Source organism: uncultured Microbacterium sp. (genome assembly GCF_963521695.1).
Taxonomy (GTDB): Bacteria; Actinomycetota; Actinomycetes; order Actinomycetales; family Microbacteriaceae; genus Microbacterium.
Window position 1 is genome coordinate 1 of the sequence record NZ_CAUQWC010000305.1, and the last position, 3,264, is coordinate 3,264.

Annotated in this window: 3 protein-coding genes; 1 reads left to right on the top strand and 2 read right to left on the bottom strand. The window is 73.9% G+C overall.

What is annotated here, in order from left to right:
• Positions 1-1,040 (top strand): FAD-dependent oxidoreductase (locus RWP81_RS15580; protein WP_314457633.1); only part of this gene is annotated, 1,040 nt, incomplete at its 5' end.
• Positions 1,041-1,255: 215 nt separating this feature from the next.
• Here the strand turns inward: RWP81_RS15580 and RWP81_RS15585 are convergent.
• Both RWP81_RS15585 and RWP81_RS15590 read right to left on the bottom strand, forming a co-directional pair.
• Positions 1,256-1,888 (bottom strand): LysE family translocator, encoded by a 633-nt coding sequence (locus RWP81_RS15585; protein ID WP_314457635.1) that lies wholly within the window; start codon positions 1,886-1,888, stop codon positions 1,256-1,258.
• Between the two features lie 173 nt (positions 1,889-2,061).
• On the bottom strand, positions 2,062-3,264 hold a 1,203-nt coding region (locus RWP81_RS15590; protein ID WP_314457637.1), incomplete at its 5' end, for an FAD-dependent oxidoreductase.

Below are 3,264 nucleotides of genomic sequence, written 5' to 3' on the forward strand. Positions count from 1 at the left end.
CCCCCGACGACCTCGGCGGACGCACGCCCGTACGGGCCGTGGCCCTCGACGACCAGCTCGCCCTCGACCCCGCACTGCTCGCGGCCACGCTCGCGCGCGCGGCGGTCGACGCCGGTGCGGTGATCCACACGGGGGTCCGCGTGTCGGACGTCCGGGCACTCCCTCAGGGGCACGTCGGCACAGACCGCGGCACGCTGTACGGCGAGACGGTCGTGCTGGCCACCGGCACGCCCGTCACCCGCCGCGGCCTCTACGACCTCAAGACGCGCGCGCTGCGGTCGTGGGCCATCGCGTTCGAGATGGAGGGGGATGCCGAAGCCCCGGGCGGCATGTGGAGCGAGGTCGGCGCCGACGGACGCAGTGTCGTGGCGGCACCGTCATCGTTCGGACGATCTGCGCTCATCGTGACCGGGGCGCGGCATCCGGTCGGCTCGGCTCCCTCGGAACGCGCGCTCGCCGACGAATTGGCCGCCTGGGCGCGCCGCACGCTCCCCGTCGGGGCCGAGATCTCGCGCTGGTCGGGGCAGGACTATCAATCGCACAACCTCGTGCCCTTCGTCGGAGGGATGCCGCGCGGCCTCGGCCGACTGCGTTTCGCCACCGGATACGCGGGGTGGGGCCTGACCAACGCCCCGGCCGCGGCGATGCGGTTGGCGGACGAGATCCGCGGCGTCTCACGCGGCGACCGGCCGCAGTGGATGCGCACGATCGGAACCCGGATGACGGTACCCGCCGACCTCGGACGGGGCATCGGCGAGGCCGCTCGACGCGCGCGGGTGTCGAGCGCGGCGCGAGACTCGGCGCAGACAGCTCCCGTCCGGCCCCCTGCCGAGGGCGACGGCGTTCTCGCCCGGCGCGGGTCGCGAACCGCCGCGGTGTCGACGGTCGAGGGGCAGACGCGCACGCTCGTGGCCCCGACGCCGCTCACGTGGAACGACGCCGAACGATCGTGGGACAGCTCCGCCGACGGCTCGCGCTACGCCCCGGACGGCACGCGGCTCGAGGGCGCGGCGTCCCGGGATCTGCCTTCCGCCGGGTGACGCGGGGGCATGCCGGAGCTGCGAAATTGCGTCCGGCTGACGAGCCCGTTGCAGCCCGCAGACGAGATGTCAGCGAGACGCCGTCTCGGCGTCAGACGGCGGTCAGCGGGGGCGCGGCGACGGACCGCAACATGAGCCAGACGCCGTCTCGGCGCCGTGTGCGGTCCATCAGCGGAGAGCACGGGCCCTGCCCAGCCCGGCGCCCGACGGACGCGTCAGCTCTTCGCGCCGGTGAACGCCAGCGCCCCGCCGAGGCCGATCATCATGACGCCGCCCGTTCCCGACAGCGTCGAGATGCGCTTCGGCGACCGCGCGAACCACGTGCGCGCGGTGCCGGCGGCGAGGGCCCAGACGCTGTCGCAGGTCAAGGCGAGCACCTGGAAGATGAGGCCGAGCACGAGCAGTTGCAGCCAGACGGCTCCGGCGCGCGGGTCGACGAACTGCGGCAGCACGGCGACGAAGAACGCGATGGTCTTGGGGTTGGTGAGTCCCACGACGAAGCCCTGGCGCAGCAGTGTCCAGGACGAGGTGGGGGCGACCGCGGCTCCGGTGACGTGCGCGTTGCGGTGACGGATCGCCTGGAGGCCGAGCCACACGAGGTAGATCGCGCCGACGATCTTCAGCACGGTGAAAGCGACGATGGACGAAGCCACGATGGCGCCCACGCCGAACGCGACCGCGAGCACCGCGGGCACGGTGCCGAGGGCGTTGCCGACGACGCTGAGCACGCCGGCCCGACGGCCGAGGGCGATGCAGCGGCCGATGACGAACAACACGCTCGGACCCGGGATGACGATGATGACGACCGACACGGCGACGAAGGCCACGAGGTTCTCGATCGGAGGCATGCGTGCAGCGTACTGCCCGTGCGTTTCGCGGTGGTGTCGGGCGGGCGCCCGGCTGCGGGTCGCATTGTCGCCGCCAGATCACACGTTCCGCGCGAGATCACACGTTCGGTAGCGGTCGCCACATGTCGCCTGGCGCGGATCGCGTGATCTCGGCCCGTCCTCGCTGCCCGTCCTCAGGCTGGCACGGCCTCCCGCGCGAGCAGCTCGCTGATCCGGCCGACACAGCCGCCGCAGCCGGTGCCGGCACGGGTCGAGGCCTTCACGCACGCGACCGTCGGCTCACCCGCGGCCACGGCGTCGCGGATCGCCCCCGCGCTCACCCCGTTGCACCAGCACACCGTGGCATCCGCCGCGAACGGGTCGGCGACGACGGCCATACCGGCGTCGGCGGCGTCGAGCCGCAGCAGCGCCGAGCGGTCGGCGGGCAGCTCGGATCCGCGCTCGAACAGCAGGGTGAGCTCGGCGCCGGTGCGCGGCATCCCCACCGCGACGAAGCCGGTGAGCACGCCATCGACGGTGACCAGCTTGACGTACGCGCCGCGCGCGGGGTCGGCCCAGAGGGTGACCTGGGGTCCGTGGCATCCGGGAGCATGCGAGAAGGGGTCGGCGTCGACCGCGCCTCCGGCGACGACGTCGATTCCGTCTGCCTTCAGCATCACGACACCGGGTCGCTCGAGGGGAGCGGATGCCGCCGCACCCGCGACGACAACCGGGCTCGCGGATGCCGCGTCGAAACCGCCCGCGATCCCCGACGCCCCCGCACTCGGCACGGGGGCAGCCCCCGACGACAGCAGCGCCGCGAGCCGGTCGGCCTGTCGCCACCCGGGCCCGATGAGCCCGCTCGGCCCTCCCGGCACTCGACCGTCGTCGCCCGCGTCGGCGGGGTCGGCGACGTGCGCGCAGTCGCCGATGGCGAAGACGTTCGGGTCGGTCCACGAGCGCGATGCCCCGTCGACGAGCACGCCGCTCGAGATGGCGAGGCCTGCGAGGGATGCCACCTCGGTCCGCGCCGCCACCCCGCACGACAGCACGAGCAGGTCGCCGGCGAGCACCTTGCCGTCGGCGCACACGAGGCCGTCGAACCACGCCTGGCCGTGGTCGTCGTAGCGCTGCACGATGCTCTCGGCGCGGGCGTGGTGCATCATCTCCACCCCGACGGCGGTGGCCGCGGCGGCGAGCACGCGTCCGCCGTTCTCGTCGAGCGTGCGGTTCATCGGGGCGGCGGAGTGGTACGCCACCACCACCTCGGCGCCGGCTTCGGCGGCGGCCAGCGCGAGTTCCATGCCGAGCACTCCCGCGCCGAGTACGACGATCCGCTGCCCGGCCGAGACGGCGGCCCGCACGTGCTCCGCGTCGGCGAGGTCGCGCAGGGCGAC